19 protein-coding genes and 2 pseudogenes are annotated in these 24,096 nt (G+C 63.9%); 13 read left to right on the plus strand and 8 right to left on the minus strand.

What is annotated here, in order from left to right; all coding sequences use genetic code 11:
* The 6 genes from OKW43_RS08270 to OKW43_RS08295 all read left to right on the plus strand — a co-directional run bounded on the left by OKW43_RS08270 (position 1) and on the right by OKW43_RS08295 (position 7,035).
* Positions 1-1,488, plus strand: a complete 1,488-nt coding sequence (locus OKW43_RS08270; RefSeq protein ID WP_187637306.1) for a PLP-dependent aminotransferase family protein — start codon at positions 1-3, stop codon at positions 1,486-1,488.
* Positions 1,489-1,864: 376 nt separating this feature from the next.
* Entirely contained in the window at positions 1,865-2,317 is a 453-nt protein-coding gene (locus tag OKW43_RS08275) for an HU family DNA-binding protein (protein ID WP_187637307.1), read from the plus strand.
* A gap of 410 nt (positions 2,318-2,727) precedes the next feature.
* A complete protein-coding gene (locus tag OKW43_RS08280) occupies positions 2,728-4,137 on the plus strand; it encodes a circularly permuted type 2 ATP-grasp protein (RefSeq protein WP_187637308.1) in 1,410 nt (469 codons plus the stop codon).
* A gap of 179 nt (positions 4,138-4,316) precedes the next feature.
* On the plus strand, positions 4,317-5,267 hold the full coding sequence (locus OKW43_RS08285) for an alpha-E domain-containing protein (protein WP_187637309.1): 951 nt from the start codon (positions 4,317-4,319) through the stop codon (positions 5,265-5,267).
* A 12-nt stretch (positions 5,268-5,279) separates the two neighbouring features.
* Positions 5,280-6,080 (plus strand): transglutaminase family protein, encoded by an 801-nt coding sequence (locus OKW43_RS08290; protein ID WP_429446482.1) that lies wholly within the window; start codon positions 5,280-5,282, stop codon positions 6,078-6,080.
* 82 nt (positions 6,081-6,162) lie between these two features.
* Entirely contained in the window at positions 6,163-7,035 is an 873-nt protein-coding gene (locus OKW43_RS08295) for a proteasome-type protease (protein ID WP_187637311.1), read from the plus strand.
* A gap of 154 nt (positions 7,036-7,189) precedes the next feature.
* On the opposite strand, the gene OKW43_RS08300 is transcribed toward OKW43_RS08295, so the two are convergent.
* Together OKW43_RS08300 and OKW43_RS08305 are read right to left on the minus strand one after the other, a co-directional pair.
* A complete protein-coding gene (locus OKW43_RS08300) occupies positions 7,190-8,380 on the minus strand; it encodes a porin (protein ID WP_429446484.1) in 1,191 nt (396 codons plus the stop codon).
* Positions 8,381-8,719: 339 nt separating this feature from the next.
* A complete protein-coding gene (locus OKW43_RS08305) occupies positions 8,720-9,988 on the minus strand; it encodes a YihY/virulence factor BrkB family protein (protein WP_429446486.1) in 1,269 nt (422 codons plus the stop codon).
* Positions 9,989-10,143: 155 nt separating this feature from the next.
* Between OKW43_RS08305 and OKW43_RS08310 the strand changes: the two genes are divergently transcribed.
* Positions 10,144-10,683 (plus strand): YbaK/EbsC family protein, encoded by a 540-nt coding sequence (locus OKW43_RS08310; protein WP_429447365.1) that lies wholly within the window; start codon positions 10,144-10,146, stop codon positions 10,681-10,683.
* Positions 10,684-10,715: 32 nt separating this feature from the next.
* On the opposite strand, the gene OKW43_RS08315 is transcribed toward OKW43_RS08310, so the two are convergent.
* From OKW43_RS08315 to OKW43_RS08335, 5 genes and pseudogenes are all read right to left on the minus strand, one after another.
* Positions 10,716-11,306 carry a BPSL1445 family SYLF domain-containing lipoprotein gene (locus OKW43_RS08315; RefSeq protein ID WP_429446488.1) on the minus strand — a complete coding sequence of 197 codons (591 nt, stop codon included), beginning with the start codon at positions 11,304-11,306 and terminating at the stop codon, positions 10,716-10,718.
* 243 nt (positions 11,307-11,549) lie between these two features.
* The gene (locus OKW43_RS08320) at positions 11,550-12,938 is read right to left on the minus strand and encodes an FAD-binding oxidoreductase (protein WP_429446490.1); all 1,389 of its coding nucleotides are present in this window, start codon (positions 12,936-12,938) and stop codon (positions 11,550-11,552) included.
* A gap of 1,058 nt (positions 12,939-13,996) precedes the next feature.
* A complete protein-coding gene (locus tag OKW43_RS08325; protein ID WP_429446492.1) occupies positions 13,997-15,994 on the minus strand; it encodes a hypothetical protein in 1,998 nt (665 codons plus the stop codon).
* Between the two features lie 180 nt (positions 15,995-16,174).
* Positions 16,175-16,836, minus strand: a pseudogene (pdeM, locus tag OKW43_RS08330) (ligase-associated DNA damage response endonuclease PdeM).
* Positions 16,833-18,897, minus strand: a pseudogene (locus tag OKW43_RS08335) (DEAD/DEAH box helicase). The pseudogenes pdeM and OKW43_RS08335 overlap by 4 nt, the downstream one beginning before the upstream one ends.
* A gap of 250 nt (positions 18,898-19,147) precedes the next feature.
* On the opposite strand from OKW43_RS08335, the gene OKW43_RS08340 reads away from it, so the two are divergent.
* From OKW43_RS08340 to OKW43_RS08350, 3 genes are all read left to right on the plus strand, one after another.
* Entirely contained in the window at positions 19,148-19,498 is a 351-nt protein-coding gene (locus OKW43_RS08340) for an FKBP-type peptidyl-prolyl cis-trans isomerase (protein WP_246530149.1), read from the plus strand.
* 105 nt (positions 19,499-19,603) lie between these two features.
* Positions 19,604-20,065 (plus strand): DUF488 family protein, encoded by a 462-nt coding sequence (locus tag OKW43_RS08345; protein ID WP_187635838.1) that lies wholly within the window; start codon positions 19,604-19,606, stop codon positions 20,063-20,065.
* Positions 20,066-20,342: 277 nt separating this feature from the next.
* Complete coding sequence (locus OKW43_RS08350) at positions 20,343-21,416, plus strand: DUF6765 family protein (protein ID WP_187635690.1); 1,074 nt, start codon at positions 20,343-20,345, stop codon at positions 21,414-21,416.
* Positions 21,417-21,480: 64 nt separating this feature from the next.
* Here OKW43_RS08350 and OKW43_RS08355 read toward each other — a convergent pair whose 3' ends face one another.
* Positions 21,481-21,732, minus strand: coding sequence for a hypothetical protein (locus tag OKW43_RS08355; protein WP_187635691.1), 252 nt, complete (start codon positions 21,730-21,732; stop codon positions 21,481-21,483).
* Positions 21,733-22,143: 411 nt separating this feature from the next.
* On the opposite strand from OKW43_RS08355, the gene OKW43_RS08360 reads away from it, so the two are divergent.
* From OKW43_RS08360 to OKW43_RS08370, 3 genes are all read left to right on the plus strand, one after another.
* Positions 22,144-22,482, plus strand: a complete 339-nt coding sequence (locus tag OKW43_RS08360) for a hypothetical protein (protein ID WP_429446494.1) — start codon at positions 22,144-22,146, stop codon at positions 22,480-22,482.
* A gap of 208 nt (positions 22,483-22,690) precedes the next feature.
* Entirely contained in the window at positions 22,691-23,536 is an 846-nt protein-coding gene (locus tag OKW43_RS08365; RefSeq protein WP_187635692.1) for an H-NS histone family protein, read from the plus strand.
* A gap of 21 nt (positions 23,537-23,557) precedes the next feature.
* Positions 23,558-24,064 carry a hypothetical protein gene (locus tag OKW43_RS08370; protein WP_429446496.1) on the plus strand — a complete coding sequence of 169 codons (507 nt, stop codon included), beginning with the start codon at positions 23,558-23,560 and terminating at the stop codon, positions 24,062-24,064.
* The last annotated feature ends 32 nt before the right edge of the window (positions 24,065-24,096 follow it).

Genomic DNA, 24,096 nt, shown 5'->3' on the forward strand with positions numbered 1-24,096 from the left:
ATGGACATTCACATTGCGGTCGAAGGCCATCACGATCTGTCGGGACAGATTTATCGGCAGTTGCGCGCGGGCATTCTCGGAGGGCGCCTTGCTGGCGGTACGCGTCTGCCGTCCTCGCGCGATCTCGCGACGCAGCTCGGCGTGTCGCGCAAGACCACGCTCGACGTATTCGAGCGGCTCCTGTCCGAAGGCTATCTGACCGCCCGCGCCGGTTCGGGCACCTTCGTCGCCGACGGGCTCGAACGGCTACCTGCCGAGCGCTCCGCGCACGCGCGCGCGGCAGACCACTCGCGCGAGCGGGCTGCCGCGCAAGCGAAGGCCGCGGCGCGTGCGCAGCCGCTGTGGCAGCAGATGCCCGACAGCCTGCCGTTGCCGCGGCCGTCGGTGCCGTCGCCGCTCGACTTCGTCGGCGGCGCGACCGACAAGACGCTGTTTCCGTTCGACGTCTGGCGCCGCTGCGTGAATCACGCGCTACGCGGCCAGGCGCGCAGCCCCGGCACCTATCGCGACGCCGCCGGCGAGCAGCAGCTGCGGCTCGCGATCATGCGCTACCTCGCCTTCAACCGCGCAGTGGCGAGCAACTGGGAAGACGTGATCGTCACGCAGGGCGCGCAGCACGCACTCGATCTGATGGCGCGCGTCACGCTGGGGCCCGGCGAAGTCGCGGCCATCGAAGACCCCGGCTACCCACCCGCGCATGCATGCTTCACGGTGACGGGGGCGCGCGTGGTGCCGGTGCCGGTCGATCGCGAAGGTCTGATCGTCGGCCAGCTGCCGGACAAGGCGCGGCTCGTCTACGTGACGCCTTCGCATCAGTTTCCGCTCGGTATGCCGATGAGCCTGGAGCGTCGTGTCGAACTGCTCGAATGGGCGGAAAAGCGCGGCGCGGTCATCATCGAGGACGACTACGACTGCGAGTACCGTTTCGAAGGCCGGCCGATGGAGCCGCTGAAGAGTCTCGATCGCGCCGGCCTCGTCGCCTACGTCGGCACGTTTTCGAAGACGATCTTCCCTGAGCTGCGGATCGGCTACCTGGTGCCGCCGGCGTCGTTGCACGGCCCGCTGTTGAAGGCGCGGCAGATCGCCGATTGTCACGGCTGCACGCTGACCCAAACGGCGCTCGCCTCGTTCATGCTCAATGGCGACTTCGCACGCCATCTGCGGCGCATGCACAAGGCTTACGCGGCGCGCCGCGCGATGCTGCTCGAGCATCTGCAAGGCGCTCTCGCGCGCTGGTTCGAACCGATCGTGCCGACCGCCGGCATCCATCTGGCGGCGCGGCTGAAGGGACCGTTGGCGTCGCGCGGCGAAGAGGCGCTCGTCGCCGCCGCGCGTGAAGCGTCGATCGGCCTCTATGGACTCGCGCCATTTCACCATCGCGTGACCCCGCAGCCTGGACTGATCTTCGGCTATGGCAGCATCGCGGCCGAACATATCGACGCGGCGCTGACGACGCTCGCCGGCATCCTGCCGCGCATCGCACGCTGAAACGAAGCTCGCCGCGAGCGAGGCGTAGGCATCGTCGAAGCGTGGGGGCGTGGGTTGCTTGACGCGTCAAACGAAGAAAATGCCCTGATTCAAGGGGCGAAAACATCAGGTCGCCCCGCGGCAAGTGCCTCGAAATCGCAGCCGAAACGAACTGTAACGCGCGTTACTCCTCCATATCGAAGACCTCGCCGCGCACGTTTTAGCCGCTAAAACAGGTACTAAAACGTGTTGCACTGTCGGCGCCGCGCAAAAAACTTCATCGCAATACATAAAAGAGTCGCGCAAATCGCTTTAGCGCTTGTAGAATCCGGCGTTGAAGCGTGCATATACGGTGTGCGCTTCGAGCAATTCACTGACCACAACAGGTAGGAGAAACATGCCGACTTCCGCAAAAAAGGTGGCCAAGAAGGCTGCTGCCCCGGTACCGACCAAGAAGGTTGCTGCAAAGAAAGTTCCTGCGAAGAAAGCCGTCGCAGCCAAGAAGGTCGCCGTGAAGGCGTCTGGCGCACCGTCGCCGATCAAGGACACCTTCACGAAGGCCTCGTTGGCCGCTCACATCGCTGAACGTGCTGCAGTGGAACCGAAGACCGCCAAGGCTGTGCTGGCCGCGCTCGAAGACACGATCCTCGGCACGGTGCATAAGAAGGGCGCTGGCGAATTCACGCTGTCGGGTCTGCTGAAGATTGTCGTGCAGGCTGTGCCGGCGAAGAAGAAGCGCTTCGGCAAAGACCCGTTCACGGGTGAAGAGCGCTGGTTCCCGGCCAAGCCGGCAAGTGTGCGTATCAAGGCACGCCCGCTGAAGAAGCTGAAGGACGCAGCCGCTGCTTGAGCGCGTTGCTCGCATAATCCAGGCGTCGGCATGGCGCTGTTATGTTTAACCATGCCTGACGTTTGAGTGCTTGAATTAGCGCCTGCTCGCAGGTCATCGAAGGCCCCGTGGAGGAAAATCCACGGGGCCTTTTTTATGCGCACGCTTCGTATGCTCGCCGAATCCATTGGCGAAATCGCTATCGCGCCGCTCATAGTGTGCTCCCTGATGGCGCGCGCGCACCTGACTGGCGCATCATGAGCCACGACAGTACGATCAACACAATCCGATGTCCCGCGGATGCGCCGTTAGCGTGCACGTCAGCGCGCTCTACCACGACACATTCAATGGCATAGCGCTTGCTTGATCGAAGCTCGAATACCGAATGCGCAGCGCATTCGCCTTCTATTTGAAACAAGACTGAGGCTGAGATGCGATGCTATGACGAGATGCGCCATCACGACGATGGCGTACGGCCGCATTACGCGCGTTTTGAGCGCTGGTTGGACAGACAGGGCGATGAAGCGATCGTACGCAAGCGCGCGGAAGCGGACCTGCTGTTCCGGCGCGTCGGCATCACCTTCGCGGTGAACGGCGACCTGTCCGGCACCGAGCGGCTGATTCCCTTCGATCTGATTCCGCGCATCATTCCGCGCGGCGAATGGCAGACGCTCGAAGCGGGTTTGCGGCAGCGTGTGCAGGCACTCAATCTGTTTATCCACGACGTCTATCACGATCGCAACATCGTGCGCGCGGGTATCGTGCCGGCCGAGCAGGTCTATACCAATGCGCAGTATCGTCCGGAGATGCAGGGTGTCGACGTGCCGCTCGGTGTTTACGCGCATATCGCGGGCGTCGACGTGGTGCGCGCCGGTGACGAAGGCGAGTTCTACGTACTCGAAGACAATCTGCGTGTGCCGTCGGGCGTGTCGTACATGCTCGAAAACAGAAAGATGATGATGCGGCTCTTCCCCGAGCTGTTCGTGCAGAACCGCATCGCGCCGGTCGCGCATTATCCCGACCTGCTGCTCGATACGCTGCGTTCGGTCGCGCCCGCGGGCGTCGACGATCCGGTCGTCGTCGTGCTGACGCCGGGCATGTACAACTCCGCGTATTTCGAGCATACGTTCCTCGCGCAGCAGATGGGCGTCGAGCTCGTCGAGGGCAAGGACCTGTTCGTCGACGATAACTACGTGTTCATGCGCACCACGCAGGGACCGAAGCGCGTCGACGTGATCTACCGGCGCGTCGACGACGACTTTCTCGATCCGCTCGCGTTTCGCGCCGACTCCGCGCTCGGCGTACCGGGTTTGCTGACCGCGTATCGCGCCGGCCGCGTCGCACTCGCGAACGCGATGGGCACCGGCATTGCGGACGACAAATCGATCTATCCGTACGTGCCCGACATGATCGCGTTTTATCTCGGCGAAAAGCCGATTCTGAACAACGTGCCGACCTATCAGTGCCGCAAGCCCGAGGACCTTGCCTATACGCTCGCGCATCTGCCGGAACTGGTGGTCAAGGAAGTGCACGGCGCGGGCGGCTACGGGATGCTCGTCGGCCCCGCGTCGACCAAGGCCGAAGTCGAGGCCTTCCGCGAGCGGCTGATCGCGCGGCCGGCTGGTTATATCGCGCAGCCCACGCTGGCGTTATCCGCGTGTCCGACCTTCGTCGAATCGGGCGTCGCGCCGCGGCACATCGACCTGCGGCCGTTCGTGCTGTCGGGCAAAACCACCACGTTGGTCGCGGGCGGCCTCACGCGCGTCGCGTTGCAGGAGGGCTCGCTGGTCGTCAATTCATCGCAGGGAGGCGGGACCAAGGATACCTGGATGGTCGACTGACGCGGTTGCCGCCGCGCCCGCACCTCGCTGGCAAGCGAGCAGAGCAGGGCGCGACACCAGCAACCCGATGCGCTGCAAGCGGCACGCAATGCGCCGCTGGCGCTTAACGGATAACCAGCGCGGACTTTCGTCGCTGACGAAGGCCTCGCGCGTTCAGATCACAGACATGGAACGCCGTCATGCTTAGCCGAACCGCCGATCATCTCTTCTGGATGGCCCGCTACATGGAGCGCGCGGAGAACACCGCCCGCATGCTCGACATCAACCTGAAGGCCCAGTTGCTGCCGCAGACGCCCGAACAGGAGGCCCGCGCGCAGCGCTCGGTGCTGCGCATCTCCGAGCTCGAAAGCGCGTTCGCGCAGCGCTACGACGAACCGACGCACGATCACGTGCTCGACTTCATGGTGGCCGACGCGAGCAATCCGTCGAGCATTCATTCATGCCTGCAGGCGGCGCGTGAAAACGCCCGCGCGGTGCGCGGCACGCTGACGACCGAGTGGTGGGAAACCATCAACGACACATGGCTCGAATTCAACGAGCGGCTCGCGAGCGGCCAAGCCGCGAGCAATCCGGGCTCGTTGTTCGAGTGGGTCAAGTTCCGTTCGCATCTGTCGCGCGGCGTGACGATCGGCACCGCGCTGCAGGACGACGCGTTCCTGTTCACGCAGCTAGGCACGTATCTGGAGCGTGCCGACAACACCGCGCGGATTCTCGATGTGCGTTTTGCGAACGTCGAGCCGAATTCGCGCGACGCCGCGCGCCAGCTCGAGGACTTCTATTACTGGACCTCCATCCTGAGTTCGGTGTCGGCGCTCGAGATCTATCGCAAGGTGTATCGCGACGTCGTGACGCCCGCGCGCGTCGTCGAGCTGATGATCCTCAATCAGCAGATGCCGCGCTCGCTGCTCGCCTCGCTCGACGGCGTGTGCACCAATCTTGCGATGCTGCGTACGCCCGGCTCGAATCAGTGCGAGCGCTTCGCCGGCAAGCTGCGCGCCGAACTGCTGTATGCCGACATCCGGCAGATTTTCGAAACTGGGTTGCACGCCTATCTGACGCAGTTCCTCGCTCGCGTGTTCGAGCTGGGCAACCTGGTGGCGCGCACTTATCTGATGCTGCCAGTGGCCTGACGGAGTTTTCTCATGTACCTGACGATCCGCCACGACACCTCCTATCGCTACGAAGCGACGGTTCACTATTCGATCCAGCAGTTGCGCCTGACGCCCACGAGTGGCGCCGGGCAGACCGTGCGGCGCTGGAGCATCGACGCGCCGGGCAAGCTCGACGCGACGCTCGACGCATACGGCAACGTGCTGCATACGCTTGTCATCAACAAGCCGCACGACGAGATTCATCTGCGCGTGACGGGCGAGGTGGACACGATGCCGCTGATCGACGGCGTGCTGCGCGATCCGCCCGGCCCGATCCCGCTCGAGCATTTCACCTGCGCGACGCGCCTGACCGAAGTCGACGGCGCGATCCGCGAACTGGCCGAGTCGGTGCCGAATCTGGCGAACCCGGCATGCCTGATCGCGCTGTCCGAGCAGATCGTGCAGCGCGTGCAATACCGGCCCGGCGTGACTCTGGTCACGAGCACGGCCGCCGAGGCGCTCGCGCTCGGCAACGGCGTGTGCCAGGACCATGCGCATCTGATGCTCGCGTGCTGCCGCGCGCGCGGCGTGCCAGCGCGCTACGTGAGCGGCTATATCGAACCCGGCGACGTGCCGCATGGCGCGAGTCATGCGTGGGTCGATGTGTGGCTCGAAGGCACAGGCTGGATTTCGATCGACGTGACGCACGCCGGGTTTGCCAGCGAGATCTACTGCCGGCTCGCGGTCGCGCGCGACTATGAGGCGGCGGCGCCGGTGCGCGGACGGCGCATCGGCGGGCTCGAAGAGGAGCTCGACGTAGCGGTGACGGTCAGCACGCAAACGTCGCAGTAGCAGCGTGGCGGGGAACACGGATAAAAGGCGCCAGTGCGCCGCATTACAATAGCTCCGTTCTCTTGCCTTCCGCGGAATCCTTATGACTTACTGCGTAGCGATGGCCGTCGACGACGGCCTCGTCTTTCTGTCCGACACGCGCACCAACGCGGGCGTCGATCACATCAGTACCGCGCGCAAGATGTCGGTGTTCGAGCAACCCGGTGAACGCCTGCTGGTGCTGCTTGGCGCCGGCAATCTGTCGATCACGCAGGCGGTGCTGCACGAGCTTTCCGAGCCCGCCGATGCCAGCGAGCCCACGCTGTGGAGCGTGCCGACGATGGCCGACGCCGCGCGCGTAATCGGCAGCGCGGTGCGCCGCGTGCATGAGCGCGAGGCCGACGCGCTGCAGAAGTTCGGCGTCGACTTCAACTGCAGCTTCATTCTCGGCGGCCAGATCGCCGGCAACCGGATGCGCCTCTTCATGATCTACGCGGCGGGCAATTTCATCGAGGCGTCGGCCGTGAATCCGTATTTCCAGATCGGCGAGGCGAAGTATGGCAAGCCGATCATCGACCGGGTGCTGACGCCGTCCACGCCGCTCGACGAAGCCGCGAAGTCCGCGCTGATCTCGATGGACTCGACGCTGCGCTCGAACCTGTCGGTGGGCTTGCCGCTCGATCTGCTCGTGTACGAGAAGGATGCGCTGCGCGTCACGCGGTTCGTGTCGATCGATCGCGACAATGCGTACTTCGACATGATTCACCGCACGTGGGGCGAGCGTCTGCGCCAGGTGTTCGGCGAGATTCCCGACCCGGACTGGCAGCAGTCGGTGGATGCGCCGTCGCTGCAGCCGGAGCGGGCGCTGGTGCTATATCGCGCGCCGGTAGGCGCCGATGGCGTCGAGCATGAGCACGACGTGTGGCCCGCGCAGATACTCGCGCAGGCCGACAAGGACAAGGCGCAGCGGCGCTAGCTGCGTTGGGTTCGCAGCGCGCGTCAGGCTCGCCCGGGCCCGTACCAAAACCTCAGGACGAAAAAAAACCAGCCATCGGCATCGCCTCTGGCTGGTTTCTGGTCTCTGGCTACGCAGCGCGTCAGCTGTGTAGCAGGTCCGATTCGAAGTCCGATTAGAACTTGTGACGGATACCGAGGCTGACCATGACCTGGTTGCTGGTGCTCGACTGGTTGCCATACGAACCGATCGAAGCCGTAGCCGATACGAGGCCACCACCGGCGCCCGGCACACGCTGTTCGCCGCTTGCATGCTGCCATGCGCCGACCGCGTAGAAGTCCGTGCGCTTCGAGAGCGAGTAATCCCCGCCCAGCGACACCTGGTTATACGTTGCGGACGCGTCGCCGTGACCCTTCGTGTAGGCATAGCCAACACCCACCAGCGCTGCCGGCGTGAGCTGGTAGCCCAAATACGCGCGACCCACTTCGTACTTCTGCGTCGTCGCGAAGCCCGAATTCGCATCCGGCTTGTACTGCACGTTGCTGTACGACAGGTTACCCGTCCACGGGCCCGTCACATACTGAACCGCGACCGAAGCGATGCCGATCGACCTAGACGCAGCATAAGCCGCGTTGATGCCAGCGAAGGTCGGGAAATTCGAATCGAAGTTGGCGCCCGATGCCGTACCTGCCCAGCCGCCAGCAGCCGTACGCGTAGCCAGCGAGCTCGCGTTGCTTGCGTGCAGGTAGCCTGCAGCGACGCTGAACGGACCCGTTGCATACGTTGCCGCGCCCGACCACGTCTGGCCCGAACCCGTCGCGCCTGCGACGCCGCCCAGACCGTACAGACCTTCGAACTGGAAGCCCGACCAGACCGGTGACACGTACTTGACTGCGTTGTTCACGCGGAAGCTGTTGTCGTTGTTGTCGAGATCACCCGGCGTAGTGAACGTGCTGCCGAAGTAGTTGTCGGCCGTCAGCGGCTGGATCATGTCGACCAGCGGGTCGTACTGACGACCAGCCGTCAGCGTACCCCAGGAGTCGCCCGTCAGACCGACGTAAGCCTGACGACCGAACATCAGGCCGCCCTGACCGAGCTTGCCGGTGTTGACGTCAAAGCCGTTTTCCAACTGGAAAATCGCCTTCAGGCCGCCGCCGAGGTCTTCCGTGCCCTTCAGGCCGAAACGGTTGCCTTGCAGGTTGCCGGCAAACAGTTGTACGAGGCTGCCGCCGTGCGGCGTAGCGTTGTTCACGTACTGGATCGATTCATCGATTACGCCATACAGCGTCACGCTGCTTTGCGCGTGAGCGATACCGGCGACGCCGAAGAGCGCCAGCGAGAGGGTAGACAGTGTGATTCGTTTCATCCATTTCTCCACGCAAATGATTGTTCGTTGTTGCGGAAAGCAGAATAGCTCACCGGCTCCGCGGCATAGAAACGGAAAAAAAAGAGTGTCGCCAAAAACTGACAATCAATGCAAACCCTTGTATTTAAAGCCATCAATAATTATTTCAATTTGCGCAATATTTATTGGTCTAGTGCGCATTATTGTTGATTTGTTGATAGTGACGGGGAATGAACACACCATAAAAAACGCGGACGAAATGACTAGACAGGCTGGACAGAAGGGTCGCGTTGTGTCCAGGCGCAACCACGTGTATTCCTAATAGTATCGACGCGGGGAGCGCGGTGTGTGGCGGCCCTTTCAGCGCCTGTCGGCGCCCCAGCGCGCCACAGCCGCGGCGGCGAGCCCCGCGGCGGCCGCGAGCAGCACCGAGGTCCACGGGTTGCGCCGCACGTAGCGGTCGGCGGCCGTCGCCTGGCGGCGCGCTTCGACGAGGGCCGACGCCGCGAGACGGGTGGCTTGCGCTTCGGCATCGAGCACCTTGCGGGTGACGTCCACCGCGGTCTGATGCGCGGAGCGCTTTTGCGCCGCCGCGCTGATTCCCGCCGGCAGCGTCGTGGCCGCCCGGCAGGCAACGCCCGCAGCCGTAACAGCAGACGGCGCGGCGTTCGCCGCGACCGTCGATGCCGCCAGCACCGACGCGAGCTTCGCGCGACTGCCCGGCGGTGCGTCGCCCTGCATGCCCCAGCCGCCACGCGGATCGTGCAGGCGGCCGCGCGCCGCCGAGAACTCCGCGCCGAGCAGCAGCACCACAGCCGAGAAATACAGCCACATCAACAGCACCGCGAGCGAGCCGGCCGCGCCGAACGCGCTGGCCATTCCCGCGTGCGCCAGATAGAGCGCGAACAGTTTCTTGCCGGCCGTAAACAGCACGGCCGCGACGACGCCACCCACCAGCGCATCGCGCCACCGCACCCGCGCATCGGGCAGGAACTTGAGCAGTCCGGCGAACGCGAACATTAGTACGAGCAGCCCGACGCCGAGTTGCAGCAGATTGCCGATCACGACATACGGCGAGTCACCCCATAGCCAGTTGCCGATAAAGACGATGACCGTATCGAGCACCAGCGACACGATCAGCAAAAACGCGACGCCCAGCACGAGCCCGAACGAAATCAGCCGCACCCGCACCAGCGCGAGCACGCTGGACGTACGCGGCCCGCTGTAGGGCCACACTATATTGAGCGCGCTGTTCAGCGACGAGAACGTCGCCGACGCGCCGATCGCCAGCAGCGAAAACGAAATGATCGTCGCGATGCCGCCTTTGGCGCCCGCGTGGTGCGCGTTCTCGACGATCGTTTGCACGCCGGCCGCGGCCTGGTCGCCGATCAGGCCGTTGATGTGGCCGAACAGTTCGCCGCGCGCGGCCGCCGGGCCGAAGAACCAGCCGGCCACCGCGATCACCATCACGAGCGTCGGCGCGAGCGAGAACGCCGCATAGAACGCGATGCTCGCGGCCATCGCCGGACAGCGGTTGTCCGTGAACTGCCGCAGTGCGCCCATCGCCCAATTGGCCTGATGACGCGCGGCCTGCTGGAGGTGCTCGCGAGAAAGGGTGTCGATGTCCATGATCGTGTCTGAATCGTGACGGCGCCTTCACGATGTCTGCCTGGTTGCCTTCCGCAAAGCTCGTGCCCGTCACTATACAAGTTAAGCGGCGCGTTTCGCGGCCGCCCGCGCATACCGCTAGAATGCAGCGGGTCACTGTCACCTTTCCGCTCATCATGCATTCGCACGAACTCATACAGCAACTGGACGTCATCGAGCGCGGCCAGTGGAGCGCGCATCTGCCCGCGCATGTCATCGAACCATTGCCGGCGCACGGCATCACGGTGTTCGCCGTCACCGACGACGCCTCCGACACCGCCGCATTCAGCGAGCGTTACGGCTTCGGCCTCGAAGACTGCGCGAACACGATCGTGATCCGCTACAAGAAAGAGGGTGGCGAGCACTACGCGGCGGTGGTGTCGCTCGGCTCGCGGCGGCTCGACATCAACGGCGCGGTGAAGGCCGCGCTCGGCGCGCAGCGGCTGTCATTCGCGAAGCGCGACGCGGCGGTCGAGCATAGCCAGATGGAGTTCGGCGGCATCACCGCATTCGGTCTGCCGGCCGACTGGCGCATCCTCGTCGACGCCGCGGTGATGGAGCGCGCGCAGGTCGTGATGGGCGCGGGCGTGCGGGCGGCCAAGCTGCTGCTCGCGCCCGATGTGCTGCGGCAATGGCCGCGCTGCGAAGTGGCGGCGCTGACGCTGCCGGCGCAGTGATACCCGCAACCCCGCAACTGGGAAAGCCCCGCTCAGATGATCAGCCGCGACACCTTCGTGCCTTCGAGCGACACGCCGGCCATCAGTCCGCCGTTGGTCAGCACGAAAGCCTGCACCGGGCTCGTCGCGGTCGACGAATCGACCGCGCCGTTCGCGCCGACCTTCAGCACGGCGACGGTCGCGTCCGCGCCGACTGCCCAGCCCTGGCTGTGCATGAATTCGTCGAGCGCTTCCTGCGTCATGAACAGAAACACGAGCGCCTTCGACTGCGCGCCGATCTGCAATCCAAACGAGCCCGCGGCGGTGCTGTAGTAGCCGACCGTGCGGCCGCCGACGCGCAACGCCCCTTCCCCATACTGTGCGCCGATCCAGAAACCGGCCGAGATCACCGACGGAAACACCAGCACGCCGCGCGCTTTCGCAACCAGTTCGCGGGAACCGTCGACGTTTTCGTAGAGACGCGCGAGTGTCGAGTCGACGCCGGCGTTGATCGTGTCGCGCTTGCCGGCATTGGCCGACGGTGATGCGTTCGAGGACGGCGAAGTCGTCGTGCAACCGGTGAGGCTCAAGCCTGCGACGGCCAATGCAGCGCTGCCGGTCATGATGAATTGTCGTCTGCGCATGACGGTTTTCCTTTGCGTTTCTCACGCGTGTTGTACGTTATGAAAGAGTGCGGCGCATCGCCCGCTTTGCTTTGTTCTCATTTGCACGCGGGAGGTTCCGTGCGCGCGGTTATCGCAACCAGGCCGGCGTGCCGCGACGCGCGCATGACGGGGGTCCGTGGCGGGAGCAGCAGGTAACGTGCCCAACGGCCGCGCCGCCTTGCGCGGGGCGGCGCGGCCGTGTCAGTGGGGCGCTTTTCGCCGCTACACCGTCGGGCGAATGTTCTGGTTATGGCGGAACAGATTGCGCGGATCGTAGTTGTTCTTCACGGCGACGAGCCGTTCATAGTTGGGACCATAGGCATCGGCGATACGGCCGCCTTCTTCCTGCGTCATGAAGTTGACGTACACGCTGCCTAGCGCAAAGGGGCGCGACGCGTCGAAAAAGTCGCGCGCCCATGCGACGCAGCGCGCGTCGTCGCGCGCATCGTCCCAGCGGCCGTGCACGTTCATCGCGTATTGCGTCTCGCGAGCCGGGTAGGCGGTCGCGTCGACCGCCACGCGCTGCGTTTGCGCGCCGATCAGCCCGAAGAAAATTTCGCATTGCGCGGACGGCAGTGTGTCGATCGCGCGGATCAGCGCGTCGATCAGACCATCGTCGATGGTGGCTAGGTTGTGCGACTTCCAGTAATTGCGCGCGCCCGGCGTGAGCAGCGGATCGAAGGCCTGCTGCCACACTTCGTAGGGCATCGGACCAAGATGTTCGCCGAGCGGCTTGCCGTAGCCACGCACGGCTTCCACCGCCGCTGGGCCATTTTCGACCGGGCCGTTGTAGCACATCGCGAACACGAGCACCGGTTTGCCGTGCACGTCGGGCGGCAGGAACGGCAGCGGCGGCGCAAGCCGCGCGACCGCCCACACGGCCAGTTCGTCGGGCATCGCGGGCGTGGCATTGCGGTATTGGATCAGCGCGTCCCTGGCGTCGGCGAACGGCAACACGACCAGGCCGCCGTAGACGATCGGCCCGACCGCATGCAGCGCGAACTCGAATAGCGTGACGACGCCGAAATTGCCGCCGCCGCCGCGGATCGCCCAGAACAGATCGTCGTTTTCGGTGGCGCTCGCATGGCGCAACGCGCCGTCCGCGGTGACGATATCGGCCGCGACGAGGTTGTCGATCGTCATGCCGTAGCGGCGGCTCAGCCAGCCGAAGCCGGCGCCGAGCGTCAGACCCGCGACGCCGGTCGTCGAGTTGATGCCGAGCGGCGTCGCGAGTCCGAAGGCCTGCGCTTCGTGATCGAGATCGTGCAGCGTTGCGCCAGGCTCGACGTACGCGCGCTGCGCGTCGGGATCGATGCGCACCGATTTCATCGCGGAAAGATCGAGCACGAGCCCGTCGTCGCACAGCGCGCTGCCGCCGATGTTGTGGCCGCCGCCGCGCATTGCGAGCGGCAGGCCGTTGTCACGCGCGAAGGCGACGCCGCGGCGCACGTCGGCGACGCCCGCGCAGCGCAGGATCATCGCGGGAGAACGGTCGATCATCGCGTTCCAGATGCTGCGTGCCGTGTCGAAACCCGGCGTGTCGGGCAGCAGAAGCTGGCCGCGCAAGCCGGATTTGAATTCGTCGACCGCGCTGCTGGAGATAGTAACCATGATGTACCTCGTCGGACAGGGAAAGGCGCTCGCAGGACACACTCAGCAGACCAAACTAGACGCGGGCGGTGAATGAAAGCGGATTGAGAGGTTCGGCTGCGTGCAGTAAACGGGGCGGCGCGTCGAAGTCAAACACAGGTTTACCCGCGTCTGTGGGCAATCCCGCGCGGTGGCTCGCGGCACAGGCTTTTGGCGGGCACGGCAGCGACGATGCGCGGGCGTATCCGCCGAAGATGGTGGAAATGCTTCGGAAAAAGCGCGCGTGCTGATGTGTTGGTTATCTGACGCGCTGGTGGTTGTGCCGCGACACTTTGCGCCTGCCGTGGGGTCGGGCTCGCCTGCGCCTGACGCACGCGAGCGACGACTGTGCGAGGTAGCGCACATCGCGGCAGCAATTTCCCGATACATCGGCGCTGCGCAACGATGCGCAATGTTCCGCGCGTGCGTTTCGGTGATTTTCTTTGAGTTGTCTATCGGATTGCTCTCATTCGGCTTTTCCATTTCCGTTTTTATGTGCGAATGGCCACATGAATAAAAAACTCCCGGTGTGTAAATAGCCTTAATTCGTCCTATAAAATCACGGCTGCTTAATCGTTCTGTCGATTCGATTACACCGAGAGCGATAGTTTTCACTACCTGTATGAAGCATATGTATTAGCGGATTTGGCAGGCTCTTAGTCGATTAACGCCGCCTGGCAGGCCGTGTCGGCGATATCGCATTGGGTGGCCTAGCGCACGGTCGCGCGATTGCGCTGCGAATAACTTGAAGATCCATCAAACCTCGCTGTGCCGCTCTGACGATGATGTGCGCGCACGGTCAGCCAATCCTCTCGAATCACGTCAAATCGGACCGGGGATTTTCCGCGAGAGAAGCGTTTAGTGCGGGGCATTTTAATTCGCATAAAGCGAAGCTGCACAGAGGCTTTGAATTTTTCGTTTTCCTGGTGAGTGGAGATTCGCTCGCTAATTGGACCGGTCGCTCTGGGGAAATAATCAGGAGATTTGAAATGAAAAAGCAAAACGGGGACGCGTGGATATTAGGAACGCGACGGGCGGCTTTAGCAGTCGCGGTGAGTCTTTATGCGGCGATGGCGGGTGCGCAGACGAATTCGGGGAGCACCGCCGCGCCGGAAACGAATCGCGGAGTGATGGTGCTCGCCGATGTGGGCGCGTTCGGCGAATGTCCGTCGGGCGGTGGGCCGGGCTGCACGTCGCAGGGAGGCGGGCGGCTCGGGTCGGGTGGCTTCGGCGTCGCGGCGGCGGGGCTCGGCTCGACGTCGACCACTGGATCGCCAGCGGGCAACGGGACGTCGTCGACGGGCGCGGGCGCGAGCAGCAGTGGCGGAAATAGCTCGGCTAATGCCGGCCCGGGCGGGGTGGGCTCGGGAAATACCGGCGGCAACAACGGCAATGGCGGTTCCGGCGGCAACGGTAATGGCGGCGGTGGTAGCGGTGGCGGTGGTAGCGGTGGCGGTGGTAGCGGTGGCGGTGGTGGCGGTGACGGATCGGGGAATGGCGGTACTGGCAGTGATAGCGGCGGGGATGGTGGGGACGGTGGACATGGGCATGGACATGGCCATGGCCATGGGCACGGCGGTGATGGTGACGGTGACGGCGGTCATGGCCACGGCGGTGATGGTGACGGCGACGGCGGTCATGGTCATGGCCACGGCGGTGATGGTGACGGCGACGGCGGTCATGGTCATGGCCACGGCGGTGATGGTGACGGCGATGGCGGTCATGGTCATGGCCACGGCGGTGATGGTGACGGCGACGGCGGTCATGGTCATGGCCACGGTGGTGATGGTGACGGCGATGGCGGTCATGGTCATGGCCACGGCGGTGATGGTGACGGCGATGGCGGTCATGGTCATGGCCACGGCGGTGATGGTGACGGCGATGGCGGTCATGGTCATGGCCACGGCGGTGATGGTGACGGCGATGGCGGTCATGGTCACGGCGCCAGCGGTCACGGCGATGGCAGTCATGGGGACGGTGGTCACGGTGATGGCAGCGGCCACGGCGATGGCGGTCACGGTGACGGCGGCCACGGCGATGGCGGTCACGGCGCCAGCGGTCATGGCGATGGCGGCCACGGTGACGGCGGTCATGGTGACGGTGGTCACGGTGACGGCGGTCATGGTGACGGTGGTCGCGGTGACGGCGGCCATGGCGATGGCGGTCACGGCGCCAGCGGTCATGGCGATGGCGGCCACGGCGATAGCGGTCATGGGGACGGTGGTCACGGTGATGGCAGCGGCCACGGCGATGGCGGCCACGGCGATGGCGGTCATGGGGACGGTGGTCACGGTGATGGCAGCGGCCACGGCGATGGCGGTCATGGGGACGGTGGTCACGGTGATGGCAGCGGCCACGGCGATGGCGGTCACGGTGACGGCGGCCATGGCGATGGCGGTCACGGCGCCAGCGGTCATGGCGATGGCGGCCACGGTGACGGCGGTCATGGTGACGGTGGTCACGGTGACGGCAGCCATGGCGATGGCGGCCATGGCGATGGCGGCCACGGTGACGGTGGTCATGGTGACGGTGGCCGCGGTGACGGTGGCCGCGGTGACGGCGGCCATGGCGATGGCAGTCACGGCGCCAACGGTCATGGCGATGGCGGCCATGGCGATGGTGGTCACGGTGACGGCGGCCATGGCGATGGCGGTCACGGCGCCAGCGGTCATGGCGACGGTGGCCACGGTGACGGCAGCCATGGCGATGGCGGTCACGGCGCCAGCGGTCATGGCGACGGTGGCCACGGTGACGGCGGCCATGGCGATGGCGGTCATGGCGCCAGCGGTCATGGCGACGGCGGCCACGGTGACGGCGGTCATGGCGACGGTGGCCATGGCGATGGCGGTCATGGCGCCAGCGGTCATGGCGATGGCGGCCACGGTGACGGCGCTCATGGCGATGGCGGTCGAGGCAGCGACGGCGGCCAAGGCAGCGGCGGCCCGGGCAACGGAGGCCGCGGAGGCTTCGGCGGCCACGGAGGCTTCGGCGGCCACGGTGGCGGCTACGGTGGCGGTGGCTCCGGCAACGGCGGCCACGGCGGTGGCAACCACTAACTGTTGGCAGGAGTCCCGCGCGATCCGCGGGGCTCCCTCCGGACGCGGGGGGCCGCGGTATCGTCCGGCCTCCACACCGAACCTGATCAAGCGCCGCAGACGATCGGTAGCAAAACAAGCACACCCAACCAGACAACAAAGTGGACGGCCCCCACCGTCCACTCAACTCCTCAACTCGATCACCTGCTCCTGCACCACCAGAAAAATCCTCTCCCCAGAACGCGCCCCGTCTCACGCGCCCCTCCGGTAAAACTCCCGAACGCCGGCAGCACCCCACGATCGATCCCAAAGCGAAAACACGGCACGCGCGCCGAATCCGTCCGCGTCGCAATCCGGTAGACCGGATGCACATGCCCCGCGAGCACATAAGCGTGATCGACCGAATGCGGGTGATGGCACAGCGCCCACGCCCCGATATGCCACGGCTCGCGCACCGACTCGACTTCCAACGTGTGCGGCAACGCACCCGCATGCCGATCGTGATTGCTTTCGACGAGCACCACGCGCATCGACGCATGCCGCACGCGCCACGCATGCAACGCATCGAGCGTGAGCGTCGACAGCGACTCGCGCGCGTGCAGCAGATCGCCGAGAAACACCAACGTCGCCGGCTGGAACTCGTCGATCAGACGATCGATCCGAAGCAGATTCTCCGCGGTCGAACCAACCGGCACCGGGATGCCGCGCGCGCGAAACACCGCGTCCTTGCCGAAATGCGCATCGGCGATAAAAAGAGCACGCAACACCGGAACGAAACACGCGTGCAAGCTCGACAGCACGAGAGCTTGCCCGCCGACGTCGATCGCAAGCGAAGTCGGCTTCATCGTCGCGCCGCCTTTTCGAGTTCGGCGAGCAGTCGCTCGACGCGATCCGCGAGCTTCTCGGTGCTGACTTTTTCGCGCAGGCGTCCGACGATCAACGGAAACGCGAACGGCGTCGGCTTCTTCGGCTGCGTGAGCACGACGCGGCTCGCGTTCATTCGTTCGTGCGCAATACGAATGCGCCGTACGTCGAGTTCCTGCAGCAGTACTTCGGTATCGGCCTGACCGAGCAGAAGATTGCCGCGATCGTGCTGACGAAAGATCTCGTAGAAAAGCCCGCTCGACGCCTGCAATTGCCGCGCGCATTTCTGCTGCCCAGGATGCGCCAGGAAGACGAGTCCCGACACCCGCGCAATCTCGCGAAAACGTCGCAAAGAGAGCTCGGACGAATTGAGGCTCGCGAGAATGTCGTGATCGAGCTCTTCAGGTGAAAGCAGGCCATTCTGTAATTGCGCATCCCAATCGAATGGCGCGTCGGCCAGTTTGGAGGACAGCGGCATGCGGCTGCCAGCCCATTGCGGCATTGCGCCTCGGGATGAGCGCGCACGCCGCACCCACGCCGTCATGTCCTGCACGCGAATCAGTTCGAGCGCGCGGCCGCCGAACGTAAACACCTCGCCGGGCTTGAGCCGCGAAATGAACGATTCCTCGATCGCACCAATGCGTCCGCCCGATAGATACGCAACGTTCAACGTGCCGTTCGCGACGATCGTGCCGATGTTGTTGCGATGCCGGCGCGCCAGATCGTTGCGCGGGACGCGGTACAGTCCGTCGCTGTCGCGCGCGACGCGATGGTAGTCGGGATACGCGCGCAGCGTCGCGCCCCCACCTTCGACGAATCCCAGCGCCCAGTCGAACTCCTGCTGCGTCAGATCGCGATATGCATAGGTCTGCAGAGTTTCATCGTGCAGCTCGCGCGCGTCGAAGCCACCGCCGATCGCCACGGTGACCAGATGCTGCACCAGCACGTCGAGCGGCTTTTGCGGCGTATCGCGGCTCTCGATCTGCCGTTTGTCGACGGCATCACGCGCGGCCGCCGCTTCGATCAATTCGAGCGCATGCGTCGGCACGATCGTCACGCGCGACGGCAAACCAGGCGCATGTCCCGAGCGACCCGCGCGTTGGATCAAACGCGCGACGCCTTTCGGCGAGCCGATCTGGAACACGCGTTCCACCGGCAGAAAATCGACGCCGAGATCGAGACTCGACGTACACACGACAACCTTTAGCAAGCCGTTCTTCAACCCCCGTTCGACCCACTCGCGTACCTACCTCGGTCGCGAACGACAGATTGCCGAGCGTTGCCGACAGCCCCCACACCTGCAAGCCGGGCCGCCAATGCGTGAGACGCGCGAGCGCGAGTTGCGTCTGCGTGCCGCGTTTGTTGCCGAGCAGTTCATGCCATTCGTCGACGATCACGAGCCGCACCTGAGCCAGTACTTCGCGCGCATCGGCGCGCGTCAGGATCAGCGTCAGACTCTCGGGCGTCGTGACGAGTGCGGACGGCATGCGCCGGTTCTGTCGCTCGCGTTCGGCGGCCGACGTATCGCCGGTCCGCAGACCGACGCTCCACGGTACGGCGAGTTCGGCTGCGGAGCTTTGCAACGCGCGCGCGGTGTCGGCCGCGAGCGCGCGCATCGGCGTGATCCAAAGTACGGTCAGCGGTTCGGGATGCTGGCGCGGCGTTGACGATGCACTCGCGAACGCGGCGAGCGCGCCGAACCACACGGCCCAGGTTTTGCCGGCGCCGGTGCTTGCGTGCAGCACGCCACTCGCGCCGGCGGCGATGTTGCGCCACACTTCGCGTTGAAACTCGAACGGTTGCCAACGGCGCGCGGCGAACCATGCGTCGAGTTTGTCCGCGAACGGGCGGCGCGCGTCGTCGGGTGAGTACGAGGGAAACGGTAGCGGCTCGAAAGCGGGTTCGCGCGCATCGAGCCGCGCCCGTTGCGCCCGGCTGCGCGGAATCCGGCGCGGCCTCGGCGCGCGAACGCGCTCGTCGTCGGCCGCTGGCGCGACGGTGGAGTCGTGGGCGGGGTCGTCGGAGTGGGCCGGCTCGGTCATCGAAAGCGCTTTCGTCAACGGGTGTGGCGGATTCGCGTGCCGGCGACTTGCGCCGGATGTTGATGTGGACCGCGCGGTCGCGCGGCGGTTCAGCGACGTTCCCGATATGCGCGCAACGCCCTGGATCGGCAATGCCTCGGAGCCTCGGCCGACATCCGATCCGTTACAATCGATCGGACCACACCACTGGAGATTGGCTTTGAAATCACTCGTTGCTTTGCTGGCCGCAGCCGTTCTGTCCTCGACGGCGATGGCTGCCGCGCCGACCACGGAGACGCTGCCGTCCGGCGTCATCGTCCAACATCTGACGCAAGGCACGGGCCCGCAACCGTCCGCGACGGACGTGGTAAAGGTCAACTATCGCGGCACGCTGCCCAACGGCACCGAATTCGATAGTTCGGCCAAGCACGGCGGCCCGGCCACGTTCCCGCTCAATCGCGTGATTCCGTGCTGGACGCAAGGCGTGCAGAAGATGAAAGTTGGGGGCAAGGCGCGACTCACGTGCCCGGCGGCGACCGCATACGGCGATCGCGGCGTCGGCCCGATTCCGCCGAATACCGATCTGACCTTCGAAGTCGAACTGGTCGACATCGTCAAGTAAAAGCGCGCGAGCTGCGTTAAAGATGCTCTGAGACCCGAGCCTCGCTGCGCCAATCGCAGCGAGGCTCTTTTTATGGGCGCCGAATGGCCCGCGAGGGGATTCACCATGAAACGTGACAAAAGTGAGGTGCCGGTCGCGAGCATTGGCTTTACCGGCAAGAGCGCCCAGAAGTTCTTCGGTTTGTTGAAGGACGCCCATGTGCGCACGGTGCTCGACGTCCGCCTCAACAACACGTCGCAACTCGCTGGCTTTGCGAAAAAACAGGATTTGCCTTACTTTCTCGACCAGTTGTGCAATGCGGCGTACGTGGAAATACCGGAACTGGCTCCCGAGCCGGAACTGCTCAAACGCTACCAGGGCAAGCAATTGAGCTGGGAGAACTTTCGCGAAGAATATTTCGACCTCATCGCGCGCCGCCGCGTGGAAAGCAATCTGGATATCGCGCTATTCGAATCGGGGTGCCTGCTGTGCAGTGAACATTTACCACATCATTGTCACCGGCTGTTCGCGCTCGAGTATCTGAACCAGCACTGGAATAGTCGTCTGTCCGTTACCCATTTGACCTGAGCGGCGCCGATCAGGCCGGGTTAAGTTTTTTGCGCCTGATTGACCGGCGGCTTGCCGTGCCGACGGGTCGCATCTCACCGGCGCCGGCTGGGTTTCCTTCAGTAGCCCGAATAGTCGCGTGGCGCGAAACGTGCAAAAGCGCGCCCGGAACGCAGGTTTTTTCAAGGCGCGAGACGCTCGCTCGTCTACTATCTACTCACGCGCAGCTCCCTGTATCCGTCTCGCCCTATCGCCGGCCACGAACCGGCCGTGATTATGCGCGCCAGGAGCACTTGCCATGAACATCGACTTTCATTACGGCGTGGTCTACATTGCCGCGCGCGTCGGCGGCATGACGGCCGGCGATGCGCAAACCGTCGCGCATGCCTGCCAATACGTCGACGACGCTACGACGAGCGGAATACTGCGGTTCAAAGGCGGCGAGACTTTCGAGCGATTCGCGACCGCGCACAAGTTATTCGATTACGCCAATGCCGAAAACGACCTGAATCGGCTCGTGTGGACGCCGTTCCATTTTCTGCCGGCTGGCGTTGGAGAAAGTCTGGAGGAAAAGGCGATTTGCCGGCCCGATAGCGAAGTCGCGCGTGAAGTCGTGCGGCGCGCGATCCGACAGCGCGACTCGGGAACCGCGTTGCACCGGCTCGGCGTGACGCTTCATACGTATGTCGATACCTGGGCGCACCAGGGATTCGCGGGCATCGAAAGCCCGTGGAATCGCGTGCATCTTCTCGAAGCGCAGGATTGCACGCGCAAGGGCTGGCTCGCGAGCCTCGAACTGGCGGTCGCGCATCTGATCGAGCATGTCGAGCAGGACGTTCTGACGATCGCGTTGCCGGTCGGCCACGGCGCCGCACTCCATTATCCCGACCAGGCGTGGGCACGGTGGCATTACATCGACGGCCACAATCACTTCATCTCGCGACATAATTTGCCGGATTTCGTGCAGGCGGCGGATATGAGTTGTCGTGTCGTGCGAGCTTATCTGGCCGGACGTGAAGATTTCGAAAGCCAGCCCGGCATGCCGGACGACGCAAAAGACGCGCTGACCCGACTGCTCGATACGAACCGCGAACTCGACGACAACCTGCGTCTGAGAACCGTTTGCGAATGGGTGAATGCCGGCCGTATTCCGGGCTTGAAAGAACCCGTGCCCGGCTATATCGCCAAAGGACACGGTTCGTGGAAGTACCAGGCCACCGGTTTGTTGTGCGATGACGACACCGGGGACAGACCGGAGTGGACGACCGCCTTCGAGAAGAGCGACTACCGCCTCTTTCACGACGCGGTCAAACAGCACCGTTTCGTGACCACTCAGGAGATCTTGCCCGCGCGCGGATTGCGGATTGCCTGAGTGCCGCGAACACGGTTTCAAAACCCCCGTGCGAACGTTTGCGGCGACGCCCGCCTTTGCCCAGTTACTGCATTCTGGCTTGCTGATGCGGCGCAGCCTGAGCCGCCGCCTGCTGTTCTTCGGCGTGCTTTTTGGCCATATGCCGTCCGACGATACAGCCGCCGACCGCGCCGACCACCGCATGATGTCCCGCATAGTGCCCGGCGACGCCGCCCACTACGGCTCCTTTCATGCAACCGGCCGCGTTAGCGGTGCCGGCCATTGCCAAAGAGACTGCCATTGCCCCGAGGGCGGTCCTGATAAAGCCAGCTTTCATTGTAAGTACCATCGTGTTTGAGTGGATCCAAAATAGGGTGGCCTGGCGTCTTTTTCAATAGCCGCCGCGTGCATGGCGGCTGACAAACGATTCTCTATTGGCTATACCTCCACCGCCGGCACGAACAGGAAGTGTAAATGGACGGGGCTGGTGCAGGCGCAACAGGCGTTGCAAGATCGGTAACGGCACGTTACGGAAGCGGCGGCGGTGTGTTGCCAAGCATCGTCAGTGGTGTTTCGCACACGCTTGAATCTGTTCGCTATAGCCGACCGCGAAAAATGACCGTTTTTGAAATAAAAAATGGACCACGCTCCTTTGAATATTCAAATGCTTGCCTATAGTAGAAGCGACTAATGCCAGAAAGCGCGGCTGCGCCCTTGTGCCGCCGATGCGGATGACGGGGAAACACAAATGACACGATCGAATGCAGCGATCTATCAGACCAGGACGTGCACGCCGGAGTCGTTGCGCACGCTCGCGAGCTTTCTCGAATTGGCGCTCGACGAGGGAAAAAGCGTGGTCGTCATGCGGATCGGCAAGCAGGCGCGCAGCGTTTATGTCGGGAATCCGTCCGGTGCATTGGAGGATTTAACGGATTCCGGTGTCGTCGACGCTTTCCAGGCAGATGAAATGCTGGTACTGACCCGTCTGGGCCTGAACCGGATAACGGCGGACGGACAACACTACCGCTTTATGCGGAGTGTGAGGTACATTGCCGATCGCCAGGTCGTCGTTTTTACACCTATCTGAGTGGTGGAACCGAAATGAAAAAGAAGAATCACGAAGGAAGGGAAAGGAAGAAAGCTTCGACGACCCGGTAGAAAACCTGACAGCTTTGTCATTTGAACGCCGGATCAGCGGTCCTATCGATGTATTGAAGCTCAGGATAGGTCAATAGACTGCCTTTCTTCCGCTATTCATGGCATAGTTCGACGATTACCACATAAGGAGCAGTCAAATGCCTTCGTTAGAGCAAATCCAAGCAAAGCTTAAGAAGCTCCAGGCGCAAGCCGACGTTCTCATTGCCAAAAAAGCACAAGCCGCGGTCGACCAGATTCGCCAGTTGATGCTCAAGCACGGTCTCACGACTGCCGATATCGAAGCACAGGCAAAGGCACGACGCGCCACGCTGAATGGCAATGCCGGTACGGGTCGGGGAAGGCCCGCAGGCGCGAGCAAAGCCGCCGGGTCGGCAACGCCGCCGAAGTACCGCGACGATAAAACCGGCGCAACCTGGACAGGTCACGGCCGCGCGCCTGGCTGGATCGCCGGTGCGAAGGACCGCACGGTGTTCCTGATCGACGCTGCGAGCGAAAGCAAATCCGCGGCTGCGCCCGCCGCGAAGCTCGGGAAAGGTCAGCCGAAAGGCGCACAGCCGCCGAAGTACCTGGATCCGAAAAGCGGCGCGACATGGAGCGGCCGCGGTCCGGCGCCGGCATGGCTCGCGTCCGTCAAGGACCGCAGCAAATTCCTGATCGATGGCGCGACGGCGGCCGCCGCTCCGAAAGCGGCGAAAGCGGCGGCAAAGAGCGGTCAGGCGAAAGCGACCGCGAGTGCGGTAGGCAAGAAGAGCGCGGCGAAAAAAGCCGTGGCGAAAAAAGCGACTCGCAAGACGGCCGCGAAAAAGACCGCAGCCAGAAGCGCGACCCCGGCAAGCCGGAAAGCCGCGGTGAAGAAAACCACCGGCCGCAAAAGCGCTGTGAAGACGGCAAGAAAAGCACCGATGCGCAAAGCTGCTTCAAAGAGCACGGCCGCGCCCGTCGCTGGAACTCTCCAAACGTCAGAGGCGCAACAAAGCGCGTAATTGCCGCGGAGTCGTGAGTAGATGGTTATCACCTACGATGCATCCCAGCAGGAAGACAAGGTCTTCCTGCTGGACTCCGCTCCTCATCCGGCAGCCGATGCCGCCGAACCATTCATCGTCGCGAGCGATCGCCGCGTGATCCTCACTTATCCGATCGCGGAGTCGGACTTTGAACGGTTCGGGCCATTCGATCCCGACGACGATCCTTTTTGCGCGGTGTTGTTTGCCGACGCCGTCTTTCATCGTCTCGGGCCGCCGGGCGATGTCGATCTGGCCATTCATCCGCTCGCGGCGCAAGGTCTGAGCGGCTACGCGGTGCATGAAGTCGTCAATTCGTCGCTGTGCGCGGAGATTGCCACCGTGACGACAGACTCCCTCGCCGTTGGTCCTGAAGCACCGGCGCGGCGGCATTTCGTCATTACGTTTCAGGCCTCGATGTTCGAATGCGTGGCGTCGGACTATACGATCATCGGCGTATTCGGCGCGGCCGAAATAGCAAGTCGCGAGGCATTTGCATTGGTCAGATAACGCGTTTGAAGCGGGAAGCAAGGCGCGGTCCC

It is taken from the genome of Paraburkholderia sp. WC7.3g, assembly GCF_050436345.1.
Lineage (GTDB): Bacteria > Pseudomonadota > Gammaproteobacteria > Burkholderiales > Burkholderiaceae > Paraburkholderia > Paraburkholderia podalyriae.

Bases quoted from the DNA above. Each gene is read 5' to 3' on its own strand.
- OKW43_RS08270 (WP_187637306.1), top strand. From the start codon at position 1: ATGGACATTCACATTGCGGTCGAAGGCCATCACGATCTGTCGGGACAG.
- OKW43_RS08275 (WP_187637307.1), top strand. From the start codon at position 1,865: ATGCCGACTTCCGCAAAAAAGGTGGCCAAGAAGGCTGCTGCCCCGGTA.
- OKW43_RS08280 (WP_187637308.1), top strand. From the start codon at position 2,728: ATGCGATGCTATGACGAGATGCGCCATCACGACGATGGCGTACGGCCG.
- OKW43_RS08285 (WP_187637309.1), top strand. From the start codon at position 4,317: ATGCTTAGCCGAACCGCCGATCATCTCTTCTGGATGGCCCGCTACATG.
- OKW43_RS08290 (WP_429446482.1), top strand. From the start codon at position 5,280: ATGTACCTGACGATCCGCCACGACACCTCCTATCGCTACGAAGCGACG.
- OKW43_RS08295 (WP_187637311.1), top strand. From the start codon at position 6,163: ATGACTTACTGCGTAGCGATGGCCGTCGACGACGGCCTCGTCTTTCTG.
- OKW43_RS08300 (WP_429446484.1), bottom strand. From the start codon at position 8,380: ATGAAACGAATCACACTGTCTACCCTCTCGCTGGCGCTCTTCGGCGTC.
- OKW43_RS08305 (WP_429446486.1), bottom strand. From the start codon at position 9,988: ATGGACATCGACACCCTTTCTCGCGAGCACCTCCAGCAGGCCGCGCGT.
- OKW43_RS08310 (WP_429447365.1), top strand. From the start codon at position 10,144: ATGCATTCGCACGAACTCATACAGCAACTGGACGTCATCGAGCGCGGC.
- OKW43_RS08315 (WP_429446488.1), bottom strand. From the start codon at position 11,306: ATGCGCAGACGACAATTCATCATGACCGGCAGCGCTGCATTGGCCGTC.
- OKW43_RS08320 (WP_429446490.1), bottom strand. From the start codon at position 12,938: ATGGTTACTATCTCCAGCAGCGCGGTCGACGAATTCAAATCCGGCTTG.
- OKW43_RS08340 (WP_246530149.1), top strand. From the start codon at position 19,148: ATGGCTGCCGCGCCGACCACGGAGACGCTGCCGTCCGGCGTCATCGTC.
- OKW43_RS08345 (WP_187635838.1), top strand. From the start codon at position 19,604: ATGAAACGTGACAAAAGTGAGGTGCCGGTCGCGAGCATTGGCTTTACC.
- OKW43_RS08350 (WP_187635690.1), top strand. From the start codon at position 20,343: ATGAACATCGACTTTCATTACGGCGTGGTCTACATTGCCGCGCGCGTC.
- OKW43_RS08355 (WP_187635691.1), bottom strand. From the start codon at position 21,732: ATGAAAGCTGGCTTTATCAGGACCGCCCTCGGGGCAATGGCAGTCTCT.
- OKW43_RS08360 (WP_429446494.1), top strand. From the start codon at position 22,144: ATGACACGATCGAATGCAGCGATCTATCAGACCAGGACGTGCACGCCG.
- OKW43_RS08365 (WP_187635692.1), top strand. From the start codon at position 22,691: ATGCCTTCGTTAGAGCAAATCCAAGCAAAGCTTAAGAAGCTCCAGGCG.
- OKW43_RS08370 (WP_429446496.1), top strand. From the start codon at position 23,558: ATGGTTATCACCTACGATGCATCCCAGCAGGAAGACAAGGTCTTCCTG.